The following is a 25836-nucleotide window of genomic DNA, read 5'->3' as shown; positions in this document are numbered from 1 at the left end:
CGGCCGCGTGCCGCGCAAAAAGCGCGGCAAATCCTCCGAACCGCAAGAATTCAGTCATTCAATCGCCATGCCGACAGGTGACGACTGCACGGAAAGTCGGCACAATGCTTGTCAATAAGGCAGCGCGGTACCTCGCGCTCAGCGGTCGGGATGGTGTCATGCTGGACGGGATCGATTTCGAACCCGTATTTTTCGCGCCTTTCGTGTCGTCCGTGATGACGGTCGACTCGGGCTGGGCCGATCACAACGGGCATTTGCACGCGGCCTTCTACAGCCTTCTGTTCGACCGTGCGGTCGACGAGGCGGTGTTCCTTGTCGGGCTCGGCCCGCACATGGTGGAAAGCCGCAGCGCCTCCTTCTTCACCGTGGAGGCGCATCAGCGATTCCAGCGCGAGCTTCGCGCCGGACAGGAGGTGCGGGCCACCCTGCGCCTGATCAATTACGACGACAAGCGCATGCATCTGTTCCAGGAGCTGCACCACGCCCGCGAGGGCTGGACCGCCTCGACCTATGAGCAGATCGCCCAGCATGTGGAAGCCGGCACCCGCCGCGTGGTGCCCTTCCCCGACGAGGTGCTGGAGCGGCTGGCGCTGATGAAGGCCGCCCATGGCGCGCTGCCGGTGCCGGAAGGGCTCGGCCGGCCGGTCAACATGCCGATCCGGCTCAGTTGAGCGGCGCGCGCGGCGGAGCCGTTCTCACCGCCGCGCGGCGGGCGTGTTGTTGCGCCCGCTGTCGGCGGTCAGTTCCAGCGTGGTCCAGCCCTCGATGGTCCGCCGGCGCCTGAGCCGCAGCCCCTGCGCGCGATAGGCGGCGAGCGCCGCATTGGCGTGCGAGGGCAACAGCCCCGACAGCACCACCGTGCCGCCCGGCGCCAGCAGCCGGCTGAGCGGGCGGGCGATGGCCTTGAGCGGCGCAAGCAGGATATTGGCGAGGATCAGGTCGTAGGGCCCCTCGCGGCGGAACGCCCCCGCCCCCAGCCCCGGCGCGTGCAGGAAGCGGATATGGTTCGCCGCGCGGTTGGCCACCGCATTGGCGTGCGCCGTCGCCACCGCGACGGGGTCGATGTCGCTGGCCAGCACCGGCGCATGGAACAGCCGCGCCGCCGCCATGGCCAGCACGCCGGTGCCGGTGCCGACATCGAGCGTGCGCCCGGGCCGGCGCTGCTTGCCATAGGCGGCGATGGCGGCGAGGCAGCCCTTGGTGGTGCCGTGATGGCCGGTGCCGAAGGCGAGCGCGGCCTCGATCTCGATGCCGATGCGGTTCGGCCCCAGCCGCCCGCGATCATGCGAGCCATGGACGACGAAGCGGCCGATCGCGACCGGGGCGAGCCCCTCCAGCGAGGCCGCCACCCAGTCCTTCTTGTCGAGCAGCGAGAACACTGCCGCGGCCGCGGCGGCCGGCGAGACCAGCGCCACCAGTTCGCGCACCATGTCCTCGTCGGGAGGGTCGCCGAAATAGACCTCGACCGCCCAGCCGGCGCCCTCGGCGCGGTCCTCGACCTCGAAGGCGGCCGCCGCCACCTCGGCCGGGTCGAAGCTCTCGCCGAGATATTCGGCGATGGCCCGCGCCTCATGCTCGGGCGCGTCCACCCGCATCACGTGCGAGGCGCCATTGGGCGGCAATCCTTCGAGCATGGCGGTCCTCACGCGGTCACGGGCGGTTTCACGGCGGTGCGCGCTCTGTAAGCGAGACCGCGCCCGAACGCCAGCGCCCCATCTCGCACTGGTCTCACGCCGCCTCGACGAAGCTGTCGACCATTTTCTTCTCGCCGGCCTTGTCGAACTGCACGGTGAGCTTGTTGCCTTCCACCGAGACCACCTCGCCATAGCCGAACTTCTGGTGGAACACCCGGTTGCCGATGGCGAAGCGGGCCGCCGGGCCGGATGAGCGGGCGATCAGCTCGCCCTCGATGAGGCGCCCGCCGCCGCGCGCCTTCTCGCTCGCCGCGAAGCGCGAGGGACGGCTATCGGTGAAGCTGCCGCCGGAAAACCCGCCCGAAGCACCCGCGCCACCAGCGCGCGAGGCGTTCTGCGCCCGCTGCCAGCCCGGCGTCGAATAGGAGGAGCCGAAGGTCTGCGCCTCGTCGAAGCGGCTCGGCCCGTAGCCATAGCGGCCCGACTGGCCGCCGCCCCAGCCCTGTCCGCCACGCGATTCCGTCACCTCCACGTCCTTCTCCGACAATTCGTCGAGGAAGCGGCTCGGCACGGCGGACTGCCACAGCCCGTGAATGCGCCGGTTGGACGCGAAGAACACCTTGGCCCGCCGGCGCGCGCGGGTGATGCCGACATAGGCGAGGCGGCGTTCCTCCTCCAGCCCGGCGCGGCCCTGCTCGTCCAGCGCGCGCTGGTTGGGAAACACCCCTTCCTCCCAGCCGGGCAGGAACACGGTGTCGAACTCCAGCCCCTTGGCCGAGTGCAGCGTCATGATGTTGACGGCGTCGCCGCCGGCACCGCCATCGACGTCCATCACCAGCGAGATGTGTTCGAGAAAGCCGATCAGGTTCTCGAACGTCTCCATCGAGCGCACGAGTTCCTTGAGGTTGTCGAGCCGTCCCTGCGCATCGGCCGAGCGGTCCTTCTGCCACATCTCGGTGTAGCCGGATTCGTCCAGCACGATCTCGGCCAGCTCGTTCTGCGGCAGGCTGGTCATCTGCGCGCGCCAGCGGTCGAACGAGCCGACGAGGTCGCGCAGGGTGAGCCGTACCTTCGGCTTCAGCTCCTCGCTCGCCGCCAGTTCGCGCGCCGCCTCGATGAGGGGCAGTTGCGCCGCGCGGGCATGGTCGTGGATCTGCCGCAGCGCCGCGTCGCCGAGCCCGCGCTTGGGCACGTTGACGATGCGCTCGAAGGCGAGGTCGTCGGTCGGCGAGGCGATGACCCGGAGATAGGCCAGCGCGTCGCGGATTTCCGCCCGCTCATAGAAGCGCGGGCCGCCGATAACCCGGTAGTTCAGCCCCAGCGTGACGAAGCGCTCCTCGAACTCGCGCATCTGGAACGAGGCGCGCACCAGAATCGCCATCTGCCCCAGCGCGTGGTCCTTGCGCTGCAGCTGCTCGATCTCCTCGCCGATGGCGCGGGCTTCCTCCTGGCTGTCCCAGGCGCCGGTCACCGTCACCTTCTCGCCGCTCTCGCCTTTCGAGAACAGCGTCTTGCCGAGCCGCCCCTCATTATGGGCGATGAGATGCGCCGCCGCGCCGAGAATGTGGCCGGTGGAGCGGTAATTGCGCTCCAGCCGCACCACCGTGGCGCCGGGAAAGTCGCTGTCGAAGCGCAGGATGTTGTCCACCTCGGCGCCGCGCCAGCCATAGATCGACTGGTCGTCGTCGCCGACGCAGCACACATTGCGCGAGCCCGCCGCCAGCAGCCGCAGCCACAGATATTGCGCGACGTTGGTATCTTGATACTCGTCGACCAGGATGTAGCGGAAGCGGCGGTGATACTCCGCCAGTACGTCCGGATTCTCGCGCAGCAACCGGATGCTCTCCAGCAGCAGGTCGCCGAAATCGACCGCGTTCAGCGCCTTCAGCCGCGCCTGATAGGCGGCGTAGAGCTTCTGCCCGCGCCCGTTGGCGAAGGCCGCGCCCTCCCCGGCCGGCACCTGTTGCGGGCCGAGGCCGCGATTCTTCCAGCCGTCGATGATGTTGGCCAGCAGCCGCGCCGGCCAGCGCTTCTCGTCGATGGCGTCGGCCTGAAGCAGCTGCTTCAAGAGCCGTATCTGGTCGTCGGTATCGAGGATGGTGAAGCCGGAGCGCAGCCCCACCAGCTCGGCATGCCGGCGCAGCATGCGCACGCCGATGGAGTGGAACGTGCCGAGCCAGGGCATCCCCTCCACCTGCTCGCCGACCATGGCGCCGATGCGCTCCTTCATCTCCCGCGCCGCCTTGTTGGTGAAGGTGACGGCGAGAATCTGCGAAGGCCAGGCGAGGCCGAGCGAGAGGATATGGGCGATGCGCGTGGTCAGCACCCGCGTCTTGCCGGTGCCCGCTCCGGCGAGCACCAGCACCGGGCCGTCGGTCGCTTCCACCGCCGCCCGCTGCTCCGGGTTGAGCCCGTCGAGATAGACGCCGCGCCCCTGCCCGGCATGGTCGGGGCGGGCCAGCGCCGCCGCGCGCGCGGCGATGCCGCCGGGGCGGGGCGGCGCCGCCGGCAGGTCGAAGGGAATGTCGAACGGATCGTCGTTCGGGGAGTGTCTAGGGTCGGCCAAAGGCCTGCTCGCAGTCATGACGGATGATTCTATGGGAACAAAATGGCACCGGCATGCCGGTTTGGCGAGGCCGGCGCGACATTCGCCCGGGCGCCGGACCGGCAAAGCCGGCCGCGCCGCCTTGTCAGAGCGTCGGCAGCACCGCGCCTATGTGCCCCCCCAGCGCCCGCACCGCAAGGGAGGGGCGCGGGTCGGCATATTCCAGCGCGATGCCGATGCGCGGCAGCGCCGGCACCCCGGCGGTCACGACATGCAGGTCCGCCGGCACCGCCATGCCGGTCAGCACGCTGATCGCATGGCCGGAGCGGGCGATGGCGATCAGCCCGGCGAGGCTGTTGCTGGCAAAGGCCACCCGGTAGCGCCGCCCCACCGCCTCCATCGCCGCGCAGGCGGCGCGGTAGTCGAGCGTCAACGGCGCGGAAAGCGCCAGCGGCAGGCTGGCCTGCCGCAGCACCGCCGGCTGCGGCTCGTTCGCCACCCAGACCAATTCCGCCGGCCTGATCACCTCGCGGCCCGCCGGATCGGGGACCGAGACCAGCGCCATCTCGATCTGCCGGCGGTGCAGCAGCGGGCGCAACTCCAGCGTCGGCGCGCACACCATGCGCAGCTCGACCTCGGGATGGCGGGCGCAGAAGCCGCGCAGCAGTTCGGGCAGGAAGGCGGCCGAATAGTCCTCCGGGCAGCCGAAGCTCACCGAGCCGCGCAGGCCCGTCCCCACCATGTCGGCGAGGATCTCGTCGTGCCGGGCCAGCAGCGCCTCGGCATGCACCAGCAGCTTCTCGCCCGCCGTGGTGAGCCGGACCCCGGAGCCGCTGCGGTGCAGCAGCGGCTGCCCGATGGCGCTCTCCAGCCGGTGCATCTGCATGCTCAGCGCCGATTGGGTGCGGCCGATCTGCAGGCAGGCGCCGCTGATCGACCCCGTGCGCGCCACGATGGCGAAGCTCCTGAGCAGTGCGAGGTCGAGATCCGGCGGCTTCGGCATGTGGGTATCAATTCTCTCGATAGCGGAGTGAAGGAATATCAGTTTGCCTGGCAGGGCAAGCGCCGCTAGCACTTGTCCCATGGCCATTCGAGGGTGATCCCATGCCGCTGAATTCCGCGCCGCTGAACGCCGAGCCGCTGAACGCGGAATCCTTGAACGCCGAATCGCGGAACGCCGACCCCGCCTTCTGGGCGGCCGCCGGCAGGCATCTCACCCGCTACGGGCCGAGCTTCGAATCGATCATCGTCGAGCGGGCGGAAGGCAGCTTCGTCTATGACGCCGACGGGCGCGGCATTCTCGACTTCACCTCGGGCCAGATGAGCGCGGTGCTTGGCCACACCCATCCCGACATCGTGGCCACCGTCGAGCGCCAGATGGGCCGCGTCGCGCATCTGTTCTCCGGCATGCTCTCGCGCCCGGTGGTGGAACTCGCCGCGCGCCTCGCCGCGCTGGCGCCGGGGCTGGAGCGGGTGCAACTGCTCTCCACCGGGGCGGAATCGAACGAGGCCGCCATCCGCATGGCGAAGCTGGTCACCGGCGGCCATGAAGTCGTCGCCTTCGCGCAGAGCTGGCACGGCATGACCGGGGCGGCGGCCGCCGCCACCTACAGCGCCGGGCGCCGGGGCTACGGCCCGGTCGCGGCGGGCTCCTTCGTCATTCCCGCGCCCAATTCCTACCGCCCGCGCTTCACCCATCCCGACGGCTCCAATGACTGGCAGACCGAGCTGGACGATGCCTTTTCGCTGATCGACCGGCAGTCGACCGGGGCGCTGGCCGCCTTCATCGCCGAGCCGATCCTGTCGAGCGGCGGCATTCTCGAACTGCCGCCCGGCTACCTCAAGGCGCTGAAGCAGAAATGCGAGGAGCGCGGCATGCTGCTCATCCTCGACGAGGCGCAGACCGGCATCGCCCGCACCGGCGACATGTTCGCCTTCCAGCGCGACGGCGTCACCCCCGACATCCTGACGCTGTCGAAGACGCTGGGCGCCGGCCTGCCGCTCGCCGCCGTCATGACCACGCCGGCCATCGAGCAGCAGGCCTTCGAGAAGGGCTTCCTGTTCTACACCACCCATGTCTCCGACCCGCTGCCGGCCGCCGTCGGCGTCACCGTGCTGGACGTGGTCGCGCGCGACGGGCTGATGCAGCAGGCGATCCGGCGCGGCCAGCGGCTCAAGGACGGCCTGCTCTCCCTCCAGCAGCGCCATGACTGCGTCGGCGACGTGCGCGGGCGCGGCCTGCTGCTCGGGCTGGAAATCGTCCTCGACCGCGCCACCAAGGAACCCGGCTTCGATCTCGGCGCCCGCATCATGGAGGAAGCGATGCAGCGCGGCCTCAGCATGAACATCGTCAAGCTGCCGGGCATGGGCGGCGTGTTCCGCATCGCCCCCGCTCTCACCGTGAGCGAGGCCGAGATCGACCTCGGGCTGGAAATCGTCTCCGATTCCATCACCGCCGCCACCCGCTGACGCCGTCACCGGCGACAGCTACCAAGGCGTTTCTCCGGGTTCCGGACAACCGCACAGGATGGGCGCCGATCCGGGACCCAGGGAAAGCGCTTCGGCGGCCAACGGCGGGAACGGCGCTGGCATCCGCCGGCCGGGCATGGTCTGATCGCGCGAAAATCTGCCCGTGCAGCACCTGTCCAAGGCCATCCATGTTCGAAGCCAAGTTCCAGACCTTCGCCGATTCCGCCGCCCCCGCTCTGGGCACCGCCCGGCTCCGGCTCCTGCGGGAGGAACTGGGGCGGCGCGGGCTGGACGGCTTCATCGTGCCCCGCGCCGACGCGCACCAGAACGAATATGTGCCCCCCAGCGACGAGCGGCTCGCCTGGCTCACCGGCTTCACCGGCTCGGCCGGCGTCGCCCTGGTGCTGCGCGACGAGGCGGCGATCGTGGTCGACGGCCGCTACACGCTGCAGGCCGCCGCGCAGGTCGACCCCGCCTCCTTCGAGGTGGTGCCGCTGGCCGAGACCGCGCCGGAGCGCTGGCTGGAAAAGCACCTCACCGCCGGCACCCATTTCGGCTACGACCCGTGGCTGACCACGGTGGAGGGCGAGCAGAAGCTGCGCCGCGCGGCGACCAGCGCCGGGGCGACGCTGGTCGCGGTCGACGGCAACCCGCTGGACGCGGTGTGGCACGACCGCCCGGCGGCGCCGCTGGCCCCGGTCACCCTGCGCGACCCGGCGCTGGCCGGCGAGAGCGCCCCGGACAAGATCGGCCGCGTGCAGGCGGCGCTGGGCGAGCAGAAGCTCGACGCGCTGGTGCTCTCCGATCCGCATTCGGTCGCCTGGACCTTCAACATTCGCGGCGGCGACGTCGCCTTCACCCCGCTGCCGCTGTCCTGGGCGCTGGTGCCGCAAAGCGGGCGCCCGACCCTGTTCGTCGACGGCCGCAAGCTCTCCAACACTGCCCGCGACGCCCTCGCGCAGTTTACCGAAATCGCCGAGCCGGTGCTGCTGGAGCGCGCGGTAGAAATGGCGGCGTCGGGCGGCGCCACGGTGCGGCTCGACCAGTCGACCGCCCCCTCGCTGCTCGCCGCGCGGATCGAGGCCGCCGGCGGCAAGGTCTCCAGCGGCGCCAGCCCGGTGGCGCTGATGCAGGCGGCGAAGAACGCGGCGGAACTGGCTGGCATGCGCGCCGCGCATCGGCGCGACGGCGCGGCGCTCGCCCGCTTCCTCGCCTGGTTCGACACCGAGGCGCCCAAGGGCACGCTGACCGAGATTGACGCGGTGTGCGCGCTGGAGACTTTCCGCCGCGACACCGGCGCGCTGAAGGACATTTCCTTCCCCAGCATTTCCGGCGCGGGACCCAATGGCGCCATCGTGCATTACCGGGTCAGCGAGGCGACCAACCGGCCGGTTCGGCCCGACGAGCTGTTCCTCATCGATTCCGGCGCGCAATATGAGGACGGTACCACCGACGTCACCCGCACCCTCGTCGTCGGCACGGCCAGCGCGGAAATGCGCGACCGCTTCACCCGGGTGCTCAAGGGGCACATCGCCATCGCCCGCGCCGTGTTCCCGCGCGGCACCACCGGCGCCCAGCTCGACAGCTTCGCCCGCCAGCACCTGTGGGCGGCGGGGCTCGATTTCGACCACGGCACCGGCCACGGCGTCGGCGCCTATCTCTCGGTGCATGAAGGGCCGGCGCGCATTTCCCGGCTCGGCACGGTGGCGCTGGCGCGCGGCATGGTGCTCTCCAACGAGCCCGGCTACTACAAGGCCGGCGCCTACGGCATCCGGCTGGAGAATCTGGAGATCGTGGTCGACGGCCCGGCGATCGAGGGGGCGGAAAAGGCGCTGCTGGCCTTCGAGACGCTGACGCTGGCCCCGTTCGACCGGCGCGGCATCGAGCCTGCACGGCTCACCCCGGACGAGACCGCCTGGCTCGACGCCTATCACGCCCGGGTGCGGGCGGAAATCGGCCCGCTGCTCGACGAGGGCACGCGCCTCTGGCTGGAGGCGGCAACCGCCCCGCTCGGGGGCTGACGGGCGGCGCCCGAGCGGTTTTTACCGGCCCGACGGATAGATGCGAGACGAAAAAGGTTCAATGGAACCTTCGCCTGCCGGAGACGTTATTCCCGCGACCGATGTAACGGGATTGCTGGAGAGGCAGATGACGACCATTCTTATTGTTATTCTTATCCTGATACTTGTCGGTGCCCTGCCGAGCTGGGGCTACAGCCGCAGTTGGGGTTATGGCCCGAGCGGTCTCGTCACCGTCCTGCTGGTGATCCTGATCGTGATGATGCTTACCGGCCGCCTCTGACCGTCGCACGCCGGACTGGAAAAGCCGCCGCGTCTCCCCCCGCGGCGGCTTTTCTGCGTTCTCGGACCCGCCGGCTCAGCCCGACGCCAGCGCCAGCCACTCGTCCTCGGTCAGCACGGCGACGCCGAGGTCGCGCGCCTTGGTCAGCTTGGAGCCGGCATCGGCGCCGGCAACCACATAGTCGGTCTTCTTCGACACCGAGCCCGCCACCTTGGCGCCCAGCCGCTCGGCCATCGCCTTGGCCTCGTCGCGGGTCATCCGCTCCAGCGTGCCGGTGAAGACGACCGTCTTGCCGCTCACCGCGCCGGCGCTGGCGACGGCTTCCATCGGCTCCGGCGTCACCTCGCCCAGCAGCGCGTCCACCGCCGCCTGGTTGTTCGGCTCGTCGAAGAAGTCGACCACCGCCTCGGCCACTACCGCGCCGATGCCCTCGATGCCGACCAGTTCCGCCCAGGCCTCGTTGCCCTTGGGGTGTTCCTCGCCCGGCGGCACCGCCGCCCGCGCCGTCTCGCGCAGCACCTCCAGCGTACCGAAATGGCGCAGCAGCCTTTTCGCGTTGGTCTCGCCGACATGGCGGATGCCCAGCCCGTAGAGCAGGCGGTTCACCGGCACCTGCCGGCGCGCGGCGATGGCGGCGAACAGGTTCTTCGCCGAGGTCTCGCCCCAGCCCTCGCGATTCTTCAGCCGGGTCAGCGCGCCGGGCGCCGAATCGCGCGCCTCCAGCGTGAAGATGTCGGCCGGCTGCCGCACCAGCCCGGCCTCGAAGAAGGCCTGCACCTGCTTCTCGCCCAGCCCCTCTATGTCCAGGGCGTCGCGGGAGACGAAATGGCGGATGCGCTCCACCGCCTGCGCCGGGCAGATCAGCCCGCCGGTGCAGCGGCGCACCACCTCGCCCTCCTCGCGCACCGCGTTCGAGCCGCAGGCGGGGCAGAGCGTGGGGAATTCATAGCGCTTCGCCTCCGCCGGCCGGCGTTCCAGTTCCACGCTGACCACCTGCGGGATCACGTCGCCGGCGCGCTGGATCGTCACGAAGTCGCCCTCGCGAATGTCGATCGGCTCGCCTTCAAAGGTGCCGCGGATCGGCTCGCCGCTGCCGCCGATGCCGCGGATATAATCCTCGTTGTGCAGCGAGGCGTTGGAGACCACGACCCCGCCCACCGTCACCGGGGTGAGCTTGGCGACCGGGGTCAGCGCGCCGGTGCGCCCGACCTGGATCTCGATCCGCTCCAGCCGGGTAATCGCCCGCTGCGCCGGAAACTTGTGCGCGATGGCCCAGCGCGGCGAGCGCGAGACGAAGCCGAGCCGGCCCTGCAGCGCGAGGCTGTCCACCTTGTAGACCACGCCGTCAATGTCGTAGCCGAGGCCCGCCCGCTCCTCCTCGATCCGGTGGTAATGCGCCAGCAGTTCCGCCGCCGAATGGCAGCGCACCGTCAGCGGGTTGGTCGGCAGGCCCCAGCGCGCGAACGCCTCGATCACCCCGGACTGGGTGTCGGCCGGCAGTTCGCCCCCACTCACCTCGCCCCAGGCATAGGCGAAGAAGCGCAGCGGCCGGCTGGCGGTGATCTTCGCGTCGAGCTGGCGCAGGCTGCCCGCCGCCGCGTTGCGCGGGTTGGCGAACAGCGGCTTGCCCGCCTCCTGCTGGCGCGCATTGATGGCGGCGAAGGCGTCGTGGCCCATATAGACCTCGCCGCGCACCTCGAAGATGCCCGGCACGTCCGCGCCCTTCAGCCGGTGCGGGATTTCGCCGATGGTGCGCACATTGGCGCTCACATCCTCGCCCTCGAAGCCGTCGCCGCGCGTGGCCGCCTGCACGAACACCCCGTTCTCGTAGCGCAGCGAGCAGGACAGGCCGTCGATCTTCGGCTCGGCGGTCAGGATGAGGTCGGCCTCGGCCGGCAGGCCGAGAAAGCGGCGCACCCTCGCCACGAACTCCTCGACCTCCTCATCCGTGAAGGCGTTGCCGAGCGAGAGCATGGGCACGGCGTGGCGCACCTTGGCGAATTTGGCGGAGGGCGCCGCGCCCACCTTGTCCGACAGGCTGTCCATGCCGCGCAGCTCGGGAAACTGCGCCTCCACCGCCTCGTAGCGCCGGCGCAGCGCGTCGTATTCGGCGTCGGAAACGCTCGGCGCGTCGTCCTGATAATAGCGCCGGTCGTGGCCGGCGATCGCCTCGCCCAGCCTGGCGTGCTCGGCCGCCGCCTCATCGGCGGTCAGCGCCGCGACCTCCCGGGGGGCGCCGTCGGCGGGCGCGCCATCCCCGGGTTCATCTCCCGGCAGGCCGGAGGCGGAAGGCGTGGAAGGTCGCGACATGGCACTCACCGCTGGCATTCACCGCTGGCACGGGCGGGAACCCCGCCGGGCTCCCTCTCCCTTTCCAGAAATCGGCGGCGGCCTCAAGTGCCCGGTCAGGGCGCGGCCGGCGCCGCCGGCGTAGGCTTGGGCGGCGTAGGCTTGGCCGGCGCGGGCGGGGCCGCGCGGTCGAGCCGGTAGAGCGGCACGGGCGGCAGCGTCACGCCGCGATAGCCCCGCGAAACCGCGCCGAGGTCGTGGCGCTCGCCAAAGGTCTCGTGGATCAGCTGGAACCCGCGATAGCTGGAGAGCACCAGCAGCAGCGGGCCGGGCTGGGCGAGCACATCCGGCTCGTCCATGAAGGCGTAGCGCGCCCGCTCGTCGAATTGCTGGACCATCACGCCGGGCAGTTGCCGCTTCAGCATCGCCGTCATCTGGTAGTCATTGGTCAGGATCGCGCTGGCGCCGATCTCCCGCCGCCGGGCGTCGATGGCGGCGGCGAATTCCGGCCAGCCGCGCGTCATCCTCAGTATCGCGTCCTTCGCTCCCCCCAGCGGGGTGGGAAGGAACAGGGCGTAGAGCCCCAGCGCCAGCACCAGCCCCAGCGCCAGCGGCACCGTCGCCCGCCTCAGCCGGGCACCGTGGATGCCGTCAAGCCAGCGGGCCGGCGTCCTTGCCGGTGCCAGCAGCCCCGCCGCCGCGGCGATGGCCAGCAGCGGGTAGAGAAAGCCCACCCAATTGCCCTCCACCCGCCCGCGCAGCGAGTGCCAGGCGAAATAGGCCAGGGGCACCAGCAGCAGGACCATGAGCAGCCCCCGCGCCCCGCCCGGGCGGAAGGCGCGCGCCCCGCGCGGCAGCAGGCCGATCACGGCGAACAGGAAGACCAGCGGCGTCGCCAGCCCGATCTGCGATCCGATGAATTCCGGCAGGAATTGCGGCCGGAAGCGCGCCTGCGCCGTCACCCGCCCGCCCTGCTTGGTGAAGGTTTCCCAATCATGGGCGGCGTTCCAGGCCAGATTGGGCGCGAACACCAGCACCGCCACCAGCCCCGCCACCCACGGCCAGGGGGTGAGCAATTGCCGCCGCAGCGGCGCCAGCGCCAGCACCGCCAGCGCGAAGGCGCCGGCCAGCATCAGCCCGGAATATTTCGACTGCAGCGCCAGCCCCGTCGCCACGCCCATGGCCAGCCAGGCCGGCGGCGAGGGATTGCGCAGCACCCGCACCGCTCCCCACGCCATGGCGGCGCAGAACAGCGCCAGCGGCGCGTCCGGCGTCGCCAGCGTCATGCCGAGAAAACCGAAGATGGTGACGTTGTAGAGCACCGCCGCCAGCGCCCCGGCGTTCCGGTCCTCCAGCCATTCCTCCGCCGCGCGCCAGATGAAGAAGCTGGCCGGGATCACCGAGAGCACGCACAGCAGCCGCACGCCCAAAGCCGTGTCGCCGACCAGCATCTGGCCGCCGCGGATGAAGAAGGCGATCATCGGCGGGTGGTCGAAATAGCCGGCCGAGAGCCCCTGCGCCCACAGCGCGTAATAGGCCTCGTCCGGCACCAGCGGCACGAAGGCGGCGAGCGCCAGCCGGAAGGCCAGCAGCGCCGCGATGATCGCCAGCGCGCCGCGCGTCGCCTGCGCGGTGGTGACGGAGACGCCGGAGGGGGGCGAAGCGGCGGACGGCGCGCTCACGCCGCGTCCTTCCACACCAGCGCCCGGCTCATGGCGTAGTTCCACACCGCGCCGATGCACGCCCCGGCGATGCCGGCCAGCCACCATCTCTCGGTCTGGTAGAACGCCCAGTCGGCGACGCCGACATTGGCCGCCGCGCCGAGCCCGCAGATCAGGTAGAAGGCCAGCAGCCCGCGCAGGAACGCCCAGCCGGACAGGCGGCGGTCGCGATAGGTCAGCACATTGTTCAGCACATAGTTGAAGGTCATCGCCGCCACCGTGGCGATCGCCTGCGCCACCAGGAACCGCAGGTCGAAGGCGAGGCCGACCCGCAGCGTGGCGAGATGCACGACAAGGCCGGCCGCGCCCACCGTGGCGAAGGAAAGGAAGCGCAGCGAGACCAGGCCACCGGTGGCCTTGGCGACGATGAGGCCGAGGAAGTCCATCAGCACCCGGTTGTCGAGCTTGCTGTCGCCGCTCTGCCGCACGCCGAAGCTGTAGGTCAGCTCCGTCACCTTCAGCCGCCCGCGCGAGGTGGCGAGGATGTCGAGCAGGATCTTGAACCCCTGGGTCGAGAGCTTCGGCGCCAGTTGCTCGACGCTGTCGCGGCGCAGCATGAAGAAGCCGCTCATCGGGTCCGACGAGGTCACCTTCAGCACGCGCTGCGCCAGCCGCGTGGCCAGCCGGCTGCCGAGCCCGCGCCAGCCGCTGAAGCCGTCGGCGTCGCCGCCCGGCGCGTAGCGCGTCGCCACCACCAGCTCGGCCCCCTGGGACATCGCCTCCAGCATGCGCGGCAGCAGGCTCTCGTCATGCTGCAGGTCGGCGTCCATCACCGCCACCACCGGCGCCTGCGCCGCCAGCATGCCCTCGATGCAGGCCCCGGCCAGCCCGCGCCGCCCCACCCGCCGCAGGCAGCGTATGCGCGGGTCGAGCCGGCCGATGGCGCGCAGCGCGTCCGCCGTGCCGTCGGGCGAATTGTCGTCGACGAAGATCGCCTCCCAGGCGAGGCCCGCCAGCACGCGGTGCAGCCGCGCGATCAGCGGTTGCAGATTGCCCCGCTCGTTGAAGGTGGGAATGACGACCGTCAAATCGGGCGCCACGGCGGGGCCCGGCGCCGAAGCGGGGCCGGCGGGGGCCGGAGCGTCGTCGGCAGGCGCGGAAAGATTCGATGAGGGCATGTGCGGCCGGCGGCAAGAGGGACGGTGTCATTTAGCCGTCAATTATGACAGCTCGGCGAGAAACGCCACCGGGGTGGCGCCGGTTGGCGTGCCGGGTTGGCGCCACGCCTTCGGCATCAATCGGCGGCGGCCCCTTTCAGCAGCCTGTCGGCGGCCGCGCGGGCCTCGGAGGTCACCTCGGCGCCGGACAGCATGCGGGCGATCTCCTCGCGGCGATGGTCGGGCGCCAGCGGGGCGACCCGCGTCGCCACCCGGTCGGCATCGGCCATTGCCTCCTTGGCGATGCGGAAATGATTGCCCGCCCGCGCCGCCACCTGCGGCGCATGGGTGACCGCCACCACCTGCACCCGGCCCGAGAGCCGGGCGAGCCGGCCGCCAATGGCGTCCGCCACCGCGCCGCCCACCCCGGTGTCGATCTCGTCGAACACCAGCGTCGGGGCCGAGCCCTTGTCCGCCAGCACCACCTTCAGCGCCAGCAGGAAGCGCGCCAGCTCGCCGCCGGAGGCCACCTTCATCATCGGGCCGGGGCGGGTGCCGGGGTTGGTGCGCACCCAGAACTCGATCCGATCGTACCCATCGGCCTGACCGTCGGCCTCATCGGTCTGGCACTCGGTGATGAATCGCGCCCGCTCCAGCTTCAGCGGCGGCAGTTCCGCGTTCACCGCGTCGTCGAGCGCGGCCGCCGCGGCGTGGCGTTTCATCGAGAGGTCGCGCGCCATCTGGCGATAGGCCGCCTCGGCCTCGGCGGCGCGCGCCTCCAGTCCCTTCAGCGTCTCCGCGCCATGGTCGAGCGCGTCGAGCTGGTCGGCGAAGCGCGCCGCCACGGCGGGCAGGTCGTCCACGGTGCAGGCGTATTTGCGCCCCGCCGCGCGCAGGGCGAACAGGCGTTCTTCAATCCTTTCAAGCTCATGCGGGTCGAAGTCGGCCTCGCGCAGCGCCACGTCGAGATGGGTGCGGGCAAGGTCGAGCGCGTTCAGCGCCGCGTCGATCGCCTCCACCGCCGGCCGCACCAGCGCCTCGACCTCACCGGCCCGCCGCTCCAGCCGGCGCACCGCCGCCGCAAGCCCGGGGACCGGCGAATTGGCGCCGCTGATGGCGTCCTGCGCGTCGGCGAGGTCGGTGGCGATCTTCTCGAACCGCATCATCTCGGTGCGGCGCGCCGCGAGCCGATCTTCCTCACCGGACTCGGCGGCAAGCGCAACCAGCTCCTCCACCGCATGGCGGATGAAATCGGCCTCCTTGGCGGCCTCATCGAGCCGGTCCTTTTCCTTCGCGGCCTCCGACCGTGCCGCGCGCCAGCGGCGCCAGCCCGCGCCAACCTCCTCGGCGAGAAGGACGAGGCCGCCATAGGCGTCGAGCAGGGTGCGGTGCGAGGCGGGATCGACCAGTGCCCGGTCGTCGTGCTGGCCATGGATCTCGACCAGCCGCCGGCCGAGATTGCGCAGCATCTGCGCGCTCACAGACTGGTCGTTGACGAAGGCGCGGGTGCGCCCGTCCGCGTGCTGCACCCGCCGCAGCACAAGGGCGCCGTCATCGTCGATGCCCGCTTCCGCCAGCAGCCCGCGAACGGGATGGTCGGGCGCCAGGTCGAATTCGGCCGTTACCTGCCCTTGCGCCGCCCCGTGGCGCACCAGCGAGCCGTCGCCGCGCCCGCCGAGGGCGAGGGTGAAGGCATCGAGGAGGATCGACTTGCCGGCGCCGGTCTCGCCGGTGAGAACGGTGAGGCCGGCATGAAAGGAAAGGTCGAGCCGCTCGATCAGCACGATATCCCTGATCGACAGGGCGATCAGCATGCGTGTTGCTCCAGAACGTTTCCTCGCGGGACGGCGCGACGCGCCCTTCTAACAGGACGCAGGCCGGTGCGCATCCCGCGTTCCTGCTATGTTCTCACATATCAAGGCGCGCCGGAAGAGGAGCACGCCCCTCTTCATACGTTTCTAGCCGAGGGTGAAGCCCTTGAAGGCCTTGGCGATCCAGGACTGCTCGTTCATCTTCGGGTCAACGCCCCGCGACTGGACCAGCTTGTAGGCGTCCTTGTACCAGCTACTGTCGGGGAAATTGTAGCCGAGAACCGCCGCCGAAGTCTGCGCCTCGCTCATCACCCCCAGCGCCATATAGGCCTCGGTGAGACGGTACAGCGCCTCCTCGACATGGCGGGTGGTCTGGTAGCGCGTGACCACGACCTTGAAGCGGTTGATGGCGCCGGCATAGTTGCGCTGTTCGAGGTAATAGCGCCCGATCATCATTTCCTTGCCGGCCAGTTGGTCGCGGGCGACCTCAAGCTTTTTCTTGGCGCTGACGGCATATTCGGTGTTCGGGAACTTGCGAATCACCTCTTCCAGCGAATCCATCGCCCGCTGGGTGCGCTGCTGGTCGCGGGAAATGTCGGGTATCTGGTCGAAATAGGAGGCCGCGACGAGATACTGCGCATAGGCTGCATCTTCCGAGCCGGGATGCAGCGCGAGGTAGCGCCGCGCCGCGCCGATGCACTCCTCGTAGCTGCCCTGGGTGTAGTTGATATAGGCCACCATCAGCAGCGCCTTGCGCGCCCACTCCGAATAGGGGTGCTGGCGGTCGACGTCCTCGAAGCGGGTGATGGCCTCATTATATTCGTTCTTCTGCATGAGGGTCAGACCCTCATTGTAGCGCTGCTCGGCCGGGACGTCGGGGTAGATCGTCTCTTCCTTGTTGGTGTCGAACCAGCTGGCGCAGCCGCCGAGCGAAGCGCCGACCAGCAGCAGCCCGACGAGCCGCACGGCGAAAACGCCCGCCCTCGCCGCCCTTGGGCGGCCTGATGCGGGAGTGGCTCCGTTGCCGGGAACCGTCTGGCCGAGACTGAGAAGACGCATCACAAGTTCGATCCCGATCTGGTCTCTGCTTCATCGCCGAGTGCGCGATCAGGCGCTAAGGCGGCTTTCCGACCGGATTATGGCGCCTTGGGATGCCAAGAGCAAAGAGTGGCGACCGGCCGCCATTTCATGCCACCTGTTGCGCGCCGGACGCGGTCGGGGAGCGATAGCGAGGGGTGCGAACCCGAGCCGGCAACGGGCTCGCGATCCGCGCGACGGTTCAAAGTTCCGGCGCGTAGGCCGGAACGGCGACCGCGACCAGGCCGGCATTGCTGCTGACGGTGCGGCGGGCCGGGATGCGGGCTTCGACGATCTCATAGGCGGAACGGTCGGAGAGCAGCGCGTCGACGACGGCGAAATTCAGTTTGTGACCGCCGCGATAGGAGCGGTAGCGGGCCAGCATCGGCAGGCCGCCAATGGCGAGATCGCCGATCGCGTCCAGCGCCTTGTGGCGAACGAACTCGTCGGCGTAGCGCAGGCCGGTGGTGTTCATCACGCCGTCCTCGCCGAGGCAGATCGTGTTGTCGAGCGAGGCGCCGAGCGCATAGCCGGCCTGCCACAGCCGCTCCACATCGGACACGAAGCCGAAGGTGCGGGCGGCGGCCAGTTCCTTGCGGAACACATCCGGCGACATGGTCGCGGCGAAACGCTGGCGGCCGATGGCGCAATGGTCGAAATCAATCTCGACTTCCAGCCGGAAGCCCATGTCGTAGGGCGCGATCTCGCCGAAACCGGTCTCGGTCTCGATGCGGACCGGCTTCAGCACGCGCAGGTAACGCCGGGCATGCTCGGTCTCGACGATGCCAGCCTCGTCCACGGCGGCCACGAAATCGCCCGCACTGCCGTCCAGGATCGGCACTTCCGGCCCATCGATCTCGACGCGGGCATTGTCCACGCCGAGGCCGGCGAAGCAGGCCAGCAGGTGCTCGACGGTGGAAACCGCCGGGCCGTTCGAATCACGCAGCACGGTGGCGAGGTCGCTGCCGCGCACCGCGCCGCGGCAGGCGCGCACCGACTGGTTGGTGTCCTTGCGGTGGAAGACGATGCCGCTGCCGGCCTCGCCGGGGGAAAGGTGCATCCACGCCATCTTGCCGGAATGAACGCCGACGCCGGAAAGCGTCACGTCATCGCCAAGGGTGGTCTGCCGTACAGCGTTCATTCGGCCCAAAGCGGACGCGCGAGGCGATCCGCTCTCCCCATTCCCCAAAACCAACACCAAGCCGCCCTTTTGACAAAGTTGCGGAACCGAATCCGCGGCGGCTGCTTATCGTTGGCTGGCAAGATAACGGCGCGGTGAGTCCGCGCCAAATCACGCTTGCTTACCTTCTGTTACCGCTTCCACGCTGACGCAAAATCCTGAAAACTCATTTAATTACAAAAGGTTACGCCCGGGCCTCGCGACCCGGGCGCTGCACTGCGTTACACGCCTTGTAACAGGCGGCCCGCGGCCGCCTGATTCCTCACTTCTGCGGCTCTCAGCCCTGGCGGCGCAGGAAGGCGGGAATGTCGAGATGGTCGTCCTCGGCCGGACGCGCCGCGCGCGGCTCGGCGGGACGCGCCGCCGGGCGCTTGGCGAATTCGGAGGTCTCCGGGCGAAGCTCGGCGAGCGGGCGGCCCTCCGGCTGCTGCGGCGCGCGGCGCACCACGGGGCGCATGTCCGCCGGGGGCTCCATCTCCTCCTCGTCCTGGTGCCGGCCGAGGCCGACATTGGCGAGGCGCTGCAGCAGCGTCATGCGCTTCTTGTCGGCGTGATGATGGTCGGTCATCTCGCCGCGGGCGGCGCGGATCTGGTTCTGCGCCGGCATCGGCAGTTCGTCGACGCGCGGCATGCGCGGCGCGGGGCGCTCGGCCTGCGGCGGGATGAACGGCTCGATCGAGTGCTCCTCGTAGGCCGCCTCGTTATAGGGCGCCGGCTCGGGCTCGGCGTAGAGCGCGGGCTTGGGCGCCATCTGCCGGATCGTCACGTCGTCGATGGCGCCAGAAGCCGGCGCGTAGGACGGCTCCGAATCGTAGAGGTGGTCGTTGACCGGCGCCGCGGCGAAGCTCGGCTCCTGGTGGGGCATGTCGAAATCTTCCGCGTCGAGCGCCGAGGCGACCGAGCGCAGGGCGGCGTCGCGGCGGGCTTCCACCGCGGCGCGGCCGGCGTTCGACACCCGGCGCCCGCCGACGTCCGGCAGGTTGTTCATGATGTGGGGGATCTGCTCGGGAATCACCGCCGGGTCGATGCCGGTGGCGACGACCGACACGCGGATCAGTCCTTCCAGAGTCTCGTCGAAGGTGGCGCCGAGAATGATGTTGGCGTCGGGGTCGACTTCCTCGCGGATACGGGTCGCCGCCTCGTCCACCTCGAACAAAGTGAGGTCCTTGCCGCCGGTGATCGAGATCAGCAGGCCGCGGGCGCCGCGCATCGACACCTCGTCGAGCAGCGGATTGGCGATCGCCGCCTCCGCCGCGTGGCGGGCGCGCTGCTCGCCGGAAGCCTCGCCGGTGCCCATCATCGCCTTGCCCATCTCGCGCATCACGGCGCGGACGTCGGCGAAGTCGAGGTTGATCAGGCCTTCCTTCACCATCAGGTCGGTGATGCAGGCGACGCCGGAATAGAGCACCTGGTCGGCCATCGCGAACGCGTCGGCGAAGGTGGTGCGCTCATTGGCCACCCGGAACAGGTTCTGGTTCGGGATGACGATGAGCGTGTCGACGCCCTTCTGCAGCTCGTTGATGCCCATCTCGCCGATGCGCATGCGGCGCTGGCCCTCGAAGTGGAAGGGCTTGGTCACCACGCCGACGGTGAGGATGCCGAGTTCGCGGGCGGCGCGGGCGATGACGGGGGCAGCGCCGGTGCCGGTGCCGCCGCCCATGCCGGCGGTGATGAACACCATATGCGCGCCGGCGAGGTGATCGCGGATCTCGTCGAGCGCTTCCTCGGCGGCGGCGCGGCCGACTTCCGGCTGCGAGCCGGCGCCCAGCCCCTCGGTGACGGCCACGCCCATCTGCACGATGCGCTCCGCCTTGGAGAGGGTGAGCGCCTGCGCGTCGGTGTTGGCCACCACGAAATCGACCCCCGTCAGGCCGGCCGTGATCATGTTGTTGACAGCGTTGCCGCCAGCGCCACCGACCCCGAAAACGGTGATGCGGGGACGCAGTTCGCGGATGTCCGGTACCTGGAGGTTGATCGTCATTTCTAGTGTCCCCTAACGCCGGCGGGCGCGCGGCCCGTCATGATCCCTGTGGTGCCGGTTCCGCCGGCGCGGATTGGATGGAGCACGTCAGAAGGCCTCCCTCAGCCAGTGACCGACGCGCGAAAAGTAGCCAGAACCGTCGCCCTGCGAGAGGCGGCGGCGACGGGCCTCGAAATGTTCGAGACCGGCGACCTGGGGATAGACAAGCAGCCCGGTAGCGACAGCGAAGGGTGCGCCGCGCGTCGCCTCCGGCAGCTTGGAGATACCGAGCGGCCGACCGATTCGCACCTGTGGTCCCAGTATGTTGCCGACAAGCTCGGCAAGGCCAGTGAGTTGTGCCGCGCCGCCAGTGAGGACGACGCGGCGGCCGGCCCCGGTGGCATGGCCGGAAGCGAGCAGGCGGTCGCGCACCAGCTCGATGATCTCCTCGACGCGCGGGCGCACGATGCGCACCAGCCGCGCCTTCGGGATGGCGCGCGGCAGGTCATGGTCGTCGGAAATGCTCGGCACGGTCAGCATCTCGCGCTCGTCGGCGCCCATCGCCATCACGCCGCCATGCAGGCTCTTCAGCCGCTCGGCGTCGGCGAGGCGGGTGGAGAGGCCGCGCGCCACGTCGTTGGTCACGTGCTGGCCGCCGATGGCGATGCCGTCGACATGCACGCAATGGCCGTTCTCCACCACCGCCACCGTGGTGGTGCCGGCGCCGAAATCGATCAGCGTCACGCCGAGTTCCGATTCGTCGTCCGCCAGCGTCGAAAGCGCGGCCGCATAGGGCGCGGCCACCATCGCCTCGACGCCGAGATGGCAGCGCTCGATGCACAGCAGCAGGTTGCGCACGGCGGCCGCCTCGGCGGTGACGACGTGCAGGTCGACGCCGAGCCGGCGTCCCAGCATGCCGCGCGGCTCGCCGATGCCGCCGGCGCCGTCGAGCGCGTAGCCGACCGGCAGGGCGTGCAGGATGGTACGCCCCTCGCCGACCGCGAAGGTGGAAGCGGCGTCGAGCACGCGGCGGATGTCGCCCTCGGCCACCGACGGCTCCGGCAGGTCGACCTCGGCATTGAAATGCTCGGAGGCGAGCCGGCCGCCGGCCAGCGAGACGATGACGGAAGCGATCTGCGCCCCGGCCATGCGCTCGGCGGCGTCCACCGCGCGGCGGATGGCGTGCTCGGCGCGCTCCATGTCGATGACGGTGCCGCCCTTGATGCCGTGCGCGCTGGTGTGGCCGATGCCGAGCACGTCCACCGAATGGGTGCGCCGGCGCAGGCTCGACGTCGCCTCGCGCGGCTTCAGCCGAGCGATCATGCAGACGATCTTGGAGGTACCGACTTCCAACACGCCGACCACGCCGGTGCGGCGCGGCGCCAGCGGCCGCATTTTCGGGGCGATCTCGAAGGGCGCGCGCGGTCTCATGAGCTGCTGCCCTTCTTCGTCTTGGCCTTGGCCTTCAGCTCGGCCTGGCGCGCCTCATAGGCCGCGTCGGAAAGGCGGACCGAGACGCGATCGGGAAGCCGCAGATCGACCACCGTGATGTCCCGCGACAGCAGCGATTTCCGCTGGTCCAGCACGGCGAGGTGTTCGAGCGCGTCGCTCAGCCCGTGCTCGGGCAGGCGCACATCGATGCCGTTGCGCATCTTCAGCGTCCAGCGGCGATCGGCGACGCGGATGGCGGCGCGCACCTGGTCGCGCACGCCGGGCACCAGGCTGAGCGCGTCGACGATCTCGACCACATGGGTCTGCGCCCCGTCGCCCACCACGATCGGCAGGCGGATATAGCGCGGATCGTCGGAATAGGGCGCGATCACCGTGCCGTCGCGGGCGATGACGTTGATCCTGCCGTCCTTCTGCCAGAGCGCGAAGCCCTCGCGCTCGACGACCTGGATGTCGAGCCGGTCGGGATAAAGCTTCTGCACCGTGGCCCGCTTGATCCAGGCGAACTGTTCGAGCCGCATGCGCGCGCCCTCGGCGTCGAGGAACAGTAGCGAGGAGGTCGGCTTCACCCCGGCAGTGGCGAGGATGTCGCCGGGGGTGACGTGATTCTGGCCGGAAAGGTTGACGTTGGCGATCTTGAAACCTGCGAGGTTGGCGGCGGCATCGCCCATGTCGCGGGCGGTCTCGATCGCCGCCGGCATGTGGCCGCCGCGCTCCATGCCGTAGATGCCGGTCGCGGCGAAAAGCAGCGCGGTGAGCCAGAGCCCGGCACCGCGGCGGACCGCGCGCGAGGCGGACAGGCCGACGAAGAAGCGCCGGCCGCCAATGATGGCCCGGTCGAGAAGGCGAGTGCGCTCGGTCATCGGCGCAGGGCGTGCCGGTGCCCGGACGCGCGCGCCTCGAAGTGATTCGCCGCTGGCCGCGCCGGTCCGCTTGCCCGCCGGCGTCTGCCGCGGGGTCAGCGATCGAGCGAAGCGTCCTCCACCATCCATCGTACAAGCTCACCGAACGAATGGCCCGCATGGGCTGCCAGTTCGGGCACAAGCGACGTCTCGGTCATTCCGGGCTGGGTGTTGACCTCCAGACAGACAAGACCGGATTCGTCCCCGGTCCGGTCGTCGTAGCGGAAATCCGACCTGCTGATGCCCCGACAGCCGAGCGCGCGATGCGCCTCAACCGCTAACATCTGCGCCTTTTGGTAAATAATCGGTAAAATTTGGGCCGGAAGAATGTGGCGCGATCCGCCCGGAGCGTATTTTGCCTCGTAATCATAGAACTTTAGGTCGGACTGGATTTCGATGACACCGAGCGCCTTGTCGCCCATCACGGCGCAGGTGAGCTCCAGGCCGGGGATGTAGCGCTCCGCGATCAGCGCCTCGCCGAAGCCCCAGTCGACCCGATTCAGTTCCTGCGGCGGGTGCTCCTGGTCCTCGCGCACGATGAACACGCCGACCGACGAGCCCCCGGTATTGGGCTTGAGCACATAGGGACGCGGCAGAACATGCGCGCGCGCCGCCTCCTCCCGCGTCACCAGCCGCCCCTCGGGGACGGCGATGCCATGGGCGGCCAGGATGATCTTGGCCTGCGCCTTGTCCATGGCCAGCGCCGAGGCCAGCACGCCGGAATGGGTGTAGGGGATCCGCAGCACCTCCAGGATGCCCTGGATCGTCCCGTCCTCGCCCGGCCGCCCATGCAGCACGTTCAGCGCCACGTCGGGCTTGAGCGCGCCAAGTACCTGGGCGATGTCGCGCCCGACATCGACCCGGGTGACGCGGTAGCCGACGCTTTCCGCCGCCCTGGCACAGGCCTCGCCCGACCACAGTGACACCTCGCGCTCCGGCGACCAGCCGCCCATCAGGACGGCGACATGCTTGCCCATGCACTTCTCCTCGGCGGCTCCAGAGCCGCAGCGTTCAGCCGGGAAGGCCGATGCGCTTGATCTCCCATTCCAGCTCGACGCCGGAATGCTCCCTCACGCGCCGGCGAACGTCTTCGCCGAGCCCCTCGATGTCGGCGGCGGTGGCGCCGCCGGTGTTGATCAGGAAATTGCAGTGCATCGTCGACATCTGCGCCGCGCCGCGCATCAGGCCGCGACAGCCGGCGGCGTCGATCAGCTGCCAGGCCTTCTGGCCCGGCGGGTTCTTGAAGGTCGAGCCGCCGGTCTTCTCGCGAATCGGCTGCGAGGCCTCGCGGGCCTCGGTGATTCGGTCCATCTCGGCGAGGATCTCCGCCGTCGCCCCCGGCCGCCCCTGAAACAGCGCCTGGGTGAAGATCACGTCGGCGGGGGCCTGCGAATGGCGGTAGCCGAAGCCGAAATCGGCATTGGAGAAGAGGCGCACATTCCCCGCCCGGTCGACGCCCCTCGCCTCGATGAGGGGATTGCGGGTCTCGCCGCCATGCGCGCCGGCATTCATCCGCAGCGCCCCGCCAATGCCGCCGGGAATGCCGCGATAGAAGGCGAGCCCGGCAATGCCGGCCTCCGCCGCGGCGCGGGCGAGCTTCACGTCCGGCACCGCCGTGCCGACGCGCAGCCGGTGCCCCTCCTCCACCGCGATCTCGCCGAAGCCGCGCCCGAGCCGCACCACCACCCCCGGCACCCCGCCGTCGCGGACGATGAGGTTGGAGCCGAGGCCGATCACCGTCACCGGGATCTCGGCCGGCAGGCCTCTCAGGAAGGTGGCGAGGTCGTCCTCGTCGGCCGGGGTGAACAGCACCTGCGCCGGCCCGCCGACGCGGAACCAGGTCAGCTCGGCCAAGGGCTGGTTGGCGATCAGCCGCCCGCGCAGATCCGGCAGGCGGGCGGCTAGCTCGGAGGTGAGGTCGGGAAAGCTCACGCCGCCGGCTCCCCGGCCGCCAGTTGCTCCGGCAGCGCATAGGCCCATTGGGTGATGTTGCCGGCGCCGAGGCACACGACATAGTCGCCCGGCTTCATCAGCCCCCGCACCAGCCCCGCCAGCGCCTCCGGCCCCGGCAGCGCCATCACCGAGCGATGGCCGCGCGCGCGCAGCGCCTCGACCAGATGGTCGCGGTCGATGCCGGGAATCGGCGCCTCGCCGGCGGCATACACGTCGGCGACGATCACATGATCGGCGTCGTTGAAGCAGGTGGCGAACTGGTCGAACAGCGATTGCAGCCGCGTGTAGCGGTGCGGCTGCACGATGGCGATCACCTGCCCCTCGGTGGAGGCGCGGGCGGCGCGCAGCACGGCGGCGATCTCCACCGGATGGTGGCCGTAATCGTCGAAGATGGCGACGCCCTCCACCTCGCCGGTGCGGGTGAAGCGCCGCTTCACGCCGCCGAAGCCGGCCAGCGCGCTGCGGATCTGCTCGTCGCTGGCGCCGAGCTCGTGCGCCACCGCGATGGCGGCGGTGGCATTCATCGCGTTGTGCCGGCCCGGCATCGGCAGCACGAGGTCGCGCAGTTCGTGCACCACCGCCCCGGTGCGGTCGCGGAACAGCACGCCGAAGCGGCACAGGCCGCCGCGCAGGTCGATATCGACCATGCGCACATCCGCCTGCGGGTTCTCGCCATAGGTGATGACGCGGCGGTCCTCGACATGGCCGACCAGCGCCTGCACCACCGGGTGGTCGGTGCACATCACCGCGAAGCCATAGAAGGGCAGGTTGTCGATGAAGCTGCGGAACGCCGCCTGCACCGCCTCGAAGGTCTTGAAGTGGTCGAGATGCTCGGGGTCGATATTGGTGACGATCGCCACCTCCACCGGCAGCTTGAGGAAGGTGCCGTCGCTCTCGTCGGCCTCCACCACCATCCATTCGCCATCGCCCAGGCGCGCATTGGTGCCATAGGCGTTGATGATGCCGCCATTGATGACGGTGGGGTCGAAGCCGCCGGCGTCGAGCAGGGTGGCGACCATCGAGGTGGTGGTGGTCTTGCCATGGGTGCCGGCGATGGCGACGCAGCTCTTCAGCCGCATCAGCTCGGCCAGCATCTCCGCCCGGCGCACCACCGGCAGTCGCTTGGCGCGGGCGGCGACCAGCTCGGGGTTGTCGCGGCGTATGGCGGTGGAGACCACCAGCACCTCGGCGCCGTCGATATTCTCGGCGGCGTGGCCGATCAGCACCTTGATGCCCTTCTCGGCGAGGCGCTTCACATTGGCGCTCTCGGCGACGTCCGAGCCCTGCACCGTGTAGCCGAGATTGTGCAGCACCTCGGCGATGCCGCTCATGCCGATGCCGCCGATGCCGACGAAATGGATGGGGCCGAGAGACAGCGGGAGCTTCATGCGATCTTCCTTCCGCCCGCGCCAGCGGCGGGCGTCGTTTGCCGGCGCGCAGCAATAGAC

Annotated in this window: 19 protein-coding genes; 4 read left to right on the top strand and 15 right to left on the bottom strand. The window is 70.0% G+C overall.

Annotation, left to right across the window (positions count from 1 at the left end; genetic code table 11):
• Positions 1-158: 158 nt before the first annotated feature.
• Entirely contained in the window at positions 159-671 is a 513-nt protein-coding gene (locus KHC23_RS16490; RefSeq protein WP_213373816.1) for a thioesterase family protein, read from the top strand.
• A gap of 24 nt (positions 672-695) precedes the next feature.
• Here KHC23_RS16490 and KHC23_RS16485 read toward each other — a convergent pair whose 3' ends face one another.
• From KHC23_RS16485 to KHC23_RS16475, 3 genes are all read right to left on the bottom strand, one after another.
• Entirely contained in the window at positions 696-1634 is a 939-nt protein-coding gene (locus tag KHC23_RS16485) for a 50S ribosomal protein L11 methyltransferase (RefSeq protein WP_213373814.1), read from the bottom strand.
• Between the two features lie 94 nt (positions 1635-1728).
• Complete coding sequence (locus KHC23_RS16480; RefSeq protein ID WP_213373812.1) at positions 1729-4200, bottom strand: ATP-dependent helicase; 2472 nt, start codon at positions 4198-4200, stop codon at positions 1729-1731.
• A 124-nt stretch (positions 4201-4324) separates the two neighbouring features.
• Positions 4325-5182 (bottom strand): LysR family transcriptional regulator, encoded by an 858-nt coding sequence (locus KHC23_RS16475; RefSeq protein WP_213373810.1) that lies wholly within the window; start codon positions 5180-5182, stop codon positions 4325-4327.
• A gap of 101 nt (positions 5183-5283) precedes the next feature.
• On the opposite strand from KHC23_RS16475, the gene KHC23_RS16470 reads away from it, so the two are divergent.
• The 3 genes from KHC23_RS16470 (at position 5284) to KHC23_RS16460 (ending at position 8949) form a co-directional block, all read left to right on the top strand.
• Positions 5284-6648 (top strand): aspartate aminotransferase family protein, encoded by a 1365-nt coding sequence (locus tag KHC23_RS16470; protein WP_246544692.1) that lies wholly within the window; start codon positions 5284-5286, stop codon positions 6646-6648.
• 188 nt (positions 6649-6836) lie between these two features.
• Complete coding sequence (locus tag KHC23_RS16465; RefSeq protein WP_213373808.1) at positions 6837-8669, top strand: aminopeptidase P family protein; 1833 nt, start codon at positions 6837-6839, stop codon at positions 8667-8669.
• Between the two features lie 127 nt (positions 8670-8796).
• The gene (locus KHC23_RS16460) at positions 8797-8949 is read left to right on the top strand and encodes a DUF3309 domain-containing protein (RefSeq protein WP_213373806.1); all 153 of its coding nucleotides are present in this window, start codon (positions 8797-8799) and stop codon (positions 8947-8949) included.
• Between the two features lie 75 nt (positions 8950-9024).
• Here KHC23_RS16460 and ligA read toward each other — a convergent pair whose 3' ends face one another.
• From ligA to murC, 12 genes are all read right to left on the bottom strand, one after another.
• Positions 9025-11259, bottom strand: coding sequence for an NAD-dependent DNA ligase LigA (gene ligA, locus KHC23_RS16455; protein WP_373878495.1), 2235 nt, complete (start codon positions 11257-11259; stop codon positions 9025-9027).
• A 95-nt stretch (positions 11260-11354) separates the two neighbouring features.
• Complete coding sequence (locus KHC23_RS16450; protein WP_271188580.1) at positions 11355-12920, bottom strand: glycosyltransferase family 39 protein; 1566 nt, start codon at positions 12918-12920, stop codon at positions 11355-11357.
• A complete protein-coding gene (locus KHC23_RS16445) occupies positions 12917-14077 on the bottom strand; it encodes a glycosyltransferase (protein WP_213373800.1) in 1161 nt (386 codons plus the stop codon). Before KHC23_RS16445 ends, KHC23_RS16450 begins: the two co-directional genes overlap by 4 nt.
• Before the next feature lie 116 nt (positions 14078-14193).
• Positions 14194-15870, bottom strand: a complete 1677-nt coding sequence (gene recN / locus KHC23_RS16440) for a DNA repair protein RecN (RefSeq protein WP_213373798.1) — start codon at positions 15868-15870, stop codon at positions 14194-14196.
• Positions 15871-16014: 144 nt separating this feature from the next.
• Positions 16015-16926 (bottom strand): outer membrane protein assembly factor BamD, encoded by a 912-nt coding sequence (locus KHC23_RS16435; protein WP_246544691.1) that lies wholly within the window; start codon positions 16924-16926, stop codon positions 16015-16017.
• 220 nt (positions 16927-17146) lie between these two features.
• On the bottom strand, positions 17147-18085 hold the full coding sequence (gene lpxC, locus KHC23_RS16430) for a UDP-3-O-acyl-N-acetylglucosamine deacetylase (protein WP_213373796.1): 939 nt from the start codon (positions 18083-18085) through the stop codon (positions 17147-17149).
• Between the two features lie 316 nt (positions 18086-18401).
• Positions 18402-20105: a cell division protein FtsZ gene (gene ftsZ / locus KHC23_RS16425; RefSeq protein WP_213373794.1), complete on the bottom strand. Its 1704-nt coding sequence runs from the start codon at positions 20103-20105 to the stop codon at positions 18402-18404.
• A gap of 87 nt (positions 20106-20192) precedes the next feature.
• On the bottom strand, positions 20193-21515 hold the full coding sequence (ftsA, locus tag KHC23_RS16420; protein WP_246544690.1) for a cell division protein FtsA: 1323 nt from the start codon (positions 21513-21515) through the stop codon (positions 20193-20195).
• The gene (locus tag KHC23_RS16415; protein ID WP_213373792.1) at positions 21512-22396 is read right to left on the bottom strand and encodes a cell division protein FtsQ/DivIB; all 885 of its coding nucleotides are present in this window, start codon (positions 22394-22396) and stop codon (positions 21512-21514) included. Before KHC23_RS16415 ends, ftsA begins: the two co-directional genes overlap by 4 nt.
• A 95-nt stretch (positions 22397-22491) precedes the next feature.
• Positions 22492-23412: a D-alanine--D-alanine ligase gene (locus KHC23_RS16410; protein WP_213373790.1), complete on the bottom strand. Its 921-nt coding sequence runs from the start codon at positions 23410-23412 to the stop codon at positions 22492-22494.
• 34 nt (positions 23413-23446) lie between these two features.
• Complete coding sequence (gene murB / locus KHC23_RS16405) at positions 23447-24367, bottom strand: UDP-N-acetylmuramate dehydrogenase (protein WP_213373788.1); 921 nt, start codon at positions 24365-24367, stop codon at positions 23447-23449.
• Positions 24364-25776 (bottom strand): UDP-N-acetylmuramate--L-alanine ligase, encoded by a 1413-nt coding sequence (gene murC / locus KHC23_RS16400; RefSeq protein WP_213373786.1) that lies wholly within the window; start codon positions 25774-25776, stop codon positions 24364-24366. Before murC ends, murB begins: the two co-directional genes overlap by 4 nt.
• Positions 25777-25836: the final 60 nt, after the last annotated feature.

It is taken from the genome of Ancylobacter dichloromethanicus (assembly GCF_018390645.1).
Lineage (GTDB): Bacteria > Pseudomonadota > Alphaproteobacteria > Rhizobiales > Xanthobacteraceae > Ancylobacter > Ancylobacter dichloromethanicus.
The sequence above is the reverse complement of the archived record's forward strand: the minus strand, read 5'-3'. Positions and strand labels throughout refer to the sequence as shown.